Here is a 3,305-nt window from a genome sequence, read left to right as displayed (position 1 = left end):
TAATGGTCAAATTGTCACGGCTGATTTTTGGGTAAACGTGGAATAATTATACTCGCATTTTTTGTTTCTGAAGCAGAGAAACAGATTTTTGTTTCAAATGCTTGATTTCTCAACATTTTGCTATCAGCTAACTACTGGTGGTTGATAGCAAAACTCCTTGGCGATAAATCATGAGTAAACTATGGAATCATCTGAATTACAACCTTCTTCAAACACCAATCTACAAATCCATTCAGAGTCCGCTTCTTGTCGGCGATCGTCCCCTTGGTTATTGCTCGTGTTGCTCCTTGTGGGCGGTGGAGGGATTGGACTGTGGCGCGTTTGTGCTCCGACTCAGGAAAAGTGGCAGGGTGGGGGTGAACTTGGACGTACACTTTTTTAGACTGCACTACTAAAAATCCCGTTTTTGTTAGTTTTAGCAACAACGGTTATTCTCCATAGCGACTTGGGCGATCGCTGGCTATCTTGGATTTTAAACATTCAAGGGCGGGGGAAACTCCCACTCCCCGCGTTCCTCCACACCAAAAGCCAGGTTTTACTGCAATCACAATTGTGCTTCAACCCAGATTATTTGTAACGGCCCAGGTTTTACTGCTGTGCCTTATGCAGCAGCCCGTGTAGAAACTTCTTCAAGAATAGAAAATAATTCATCTACCTGAGTCGAGGTAAATAATCCCTCTGGCCCCTGTGGCGTAATGTCTGTAAATGGGGATTCATAGAGGATTGCTGCATCCATTGCGCCATGTGCGGTTAGGTACTCCACAATCATATTCACAAATTCAATCTGATTGGAGTTAAGATTTTTACCAGATATAAACCTAGCTAATTCCTGCTTGGCTACCTCCCGATCGAGGCCTACTAAGGAACGGACGAATAAGCCTAACCCATGCGACTCTTCTTTAGCACGGTCTATATCCTCCTCTACGCCTAATTTGTTTTCTAGCAATATCTTCTCTAACTCCGATAAATCGGATGGAGTGAGCTGTTTGTTAGTCCGTAGCTTAAAGATGACCACATGATCTTGATGCGATCGCAAAAAAGCCCTGGCTTTAGCACGGAACTTCTCAAAGTTATCTAATGCTGTAAAACCAGGCAACTCTACTATTATTTCATCCCCCATTACATCCTCAAAGTCGGTGTAAATGGGTTGGCGTTTTTGTTTCTCAATCAGCTTTATTAACCCTCGTAGGCGTTTGCGTAACACCTCCAGCATTGGTAATGTCACATCTTGCCACCACTCATCGGTTTGTACATCCTGAATCAAAGTTAACTGTTCTTGCACGAAAGGAATGGCAGATTTATCCTCTAGCAGTCCTGCAAGTGACTTCACCTGTTCTTGTAAACGCTTAAATGTAGAGTCAGAGCGCAGGATTGCTAATTGTAACTTCAGCATCAGAACATCAAATCTTTTTATTTCTTCTGTTTCTGTTTCCAATTGGGATGGCAAACCAGCTATTTCTTGACTAAGTTCCATAAAATCATCGATCGATAACGATGCCCATGCTGCGGAATTAGCATATTTCTCTACGAATCGTTGTTTAGGTCGCACTATGAAGTTTTCAGTATTCATAGCTGCCACTTCGGTATTGAGTAAATTGGCTAGTTCCTGGCGCAATTCTGCATCTGTACTGGGTTCTTTAGAGGTTACTTGATACTCTTGAAGCTGGCTCAGTTTTGCTGGATTAATTGGTTGAGTTCCAGGTTGTCTTTTATCTAGCTCTCCGATTATTTCTAATCGAGCGGTAAACAGTTGCTGACCCAATGATTTAGTTATTGGTGCATTAACAGTCTCTGAGTTGTGTTGAAAATACTCTAAATTTTGGCAATAATCAAACAGGTAAAAAAATTGTTTATCTTGCCCTAGTCCAAATAAGTCAGGACATAGCCTCGTACCTCGTCCTATCATCTGCCAGAACTTAGTTTTGGAGCGAACAATTTTGAACAGCACCAGATTAACTACCTCTGGCACGTCAATCCCAGTGTCGAGCATATCCACTGAGATTGCAATATAAGGTTTTTTATCTTTTTGGGAAAAGTTATCAATCAGGCTTTGAGCATAGGTGGTTTTGAAGGTAATGACGCGGGCAAACTCACCTTTAAGGTGTGGGTAGTTGGCGTTGAACCGTTCAGCAATAAATTCTGCATGATCTTGATTTTTAGCGAAAATAATGGTTTTGCCGAGACGATCGCCCCCAGCAACCTTTAACCCCCTAGTCATCAGATGCTCTAGCACCTTATCCACGGTATCTTTATTGAATAACCATTTGTTGACTGCTTCTGCTTCTACGCGCTCAGGGGCATTTCCTTCGTCATCCCATTCAAGCGCATCCCATTCTTCTCTTTCGGATTCAGAGAGTTCACCATAATTAATGCCTTGTCGCTGGAACTTAAGCGGCACTGATATTGCTTTAAGCGGGACTAGATAACCATCCTTTACGGCATCTTCAAGCGAGTAAGCATCGGTAGGTACGCCATTCTCTAAGTCAAAGAGCCCGTAAGTGTTGCGGTCAATTTCATCCTTTGGTGTAGCGGTTAGCCCTAGCAGGACAGAATCAAAGTAGTTGAAAATTGTGCGGTATTTCTGAAAAACCGATCTGTGAGCTTCATCAATAATAATTAGGTCAAAATGCCCTACGCCAAAACGACGCTGACCGTCAGGAGTATCATTAATTAATCTCATCATGCTTGGATAGGTGCAAGCAAATACTCGTCCTTCAGTATCTTTTTCTGTAACTAAGTTTACTGGCGCGGCATCGGGGAGATGTTTCTTAAATACATTGATTGCCTGATTTACCAAAGCTACACGATCTGCTAGAAATAGAACCCGTTTAGCCCAGTTACAACGCATCAGCAGATCGACCAAGGCGATCGCGGTTCTGGTTTTGCCTGCACCAGTCGCCATAACTATCAGGGCTTTGCGGTCTTTATCAGTCTCTAAGGCTTCAGTAATGCGGCGGATGGCACGAGTTTGATAATAGCGTTCGGCAATGGTGGGGTTAATTGTGCCTGCTGCTAAAGATTTACGGGTAGCTCGGCGCTGTATAAGTAATTGTAATTCAGTTTTTTTATAAAATCCTTGCACCTGTCGCGGTGGGTAATTAGTATCATCCCACAGCCAATGCTCGTAACCGTTAGAGTAGAAAATTACTGGACGCTGATTAAATTGGTTTTCTAGGCAATCGGCATATAGCTTAGCCTGTTGTTGCCCGATGCGGGGGTCGTTTCGGGTGCGCTTGGCTTCTACGACTGCCAGAGGTTTACCATCATCGCCCCAGAGGACGTAATCAACAAAACCTTGACCTGAT

At 43.3% G+C, this 3,305-nt stretch carries 2 protein-coding genes; both read right to left on the bottom strand.

The genetic code is table 11. The features are described from left to right. Nucleotides 1-179 precede the first annotated feature (179 nt). On the bottom strand, nucleotides 180-425 hold the full coding sequence (locus ACUVJL_RS18465; RefSeq protein WP_445247195.1) for a hypothetical protein: 246 nt from the start codon (nucleotides 423-425) through the stop codon (nucleotides 180-182). A gap of 176 nt (nucleotides 426-601) precedes the next feature. Further along, nucleotides 602-3,305: type I restriction endonuclease subunit R (locus ACUVJL_RS18460; RefSeq protein WP_445247194.1), on the bottom strand; the 2,704-nt coding region annotated here is incomplete at its 5' end.

The organism is Microcoleus sp. OTE_8_concoct_300 (genome assembly GCF_031383065.1).
Taxonomy (GTDB): Bacteria; Cyanobacteriota; Cyanobacteriia; order Cyanobacteriales; family Microcoleaceae; genus Microcoleus.
Note: the sequence above shows the minus strand (reverse complement) of the source record. Positions and strands in the feature narration are given on the sequence as shown.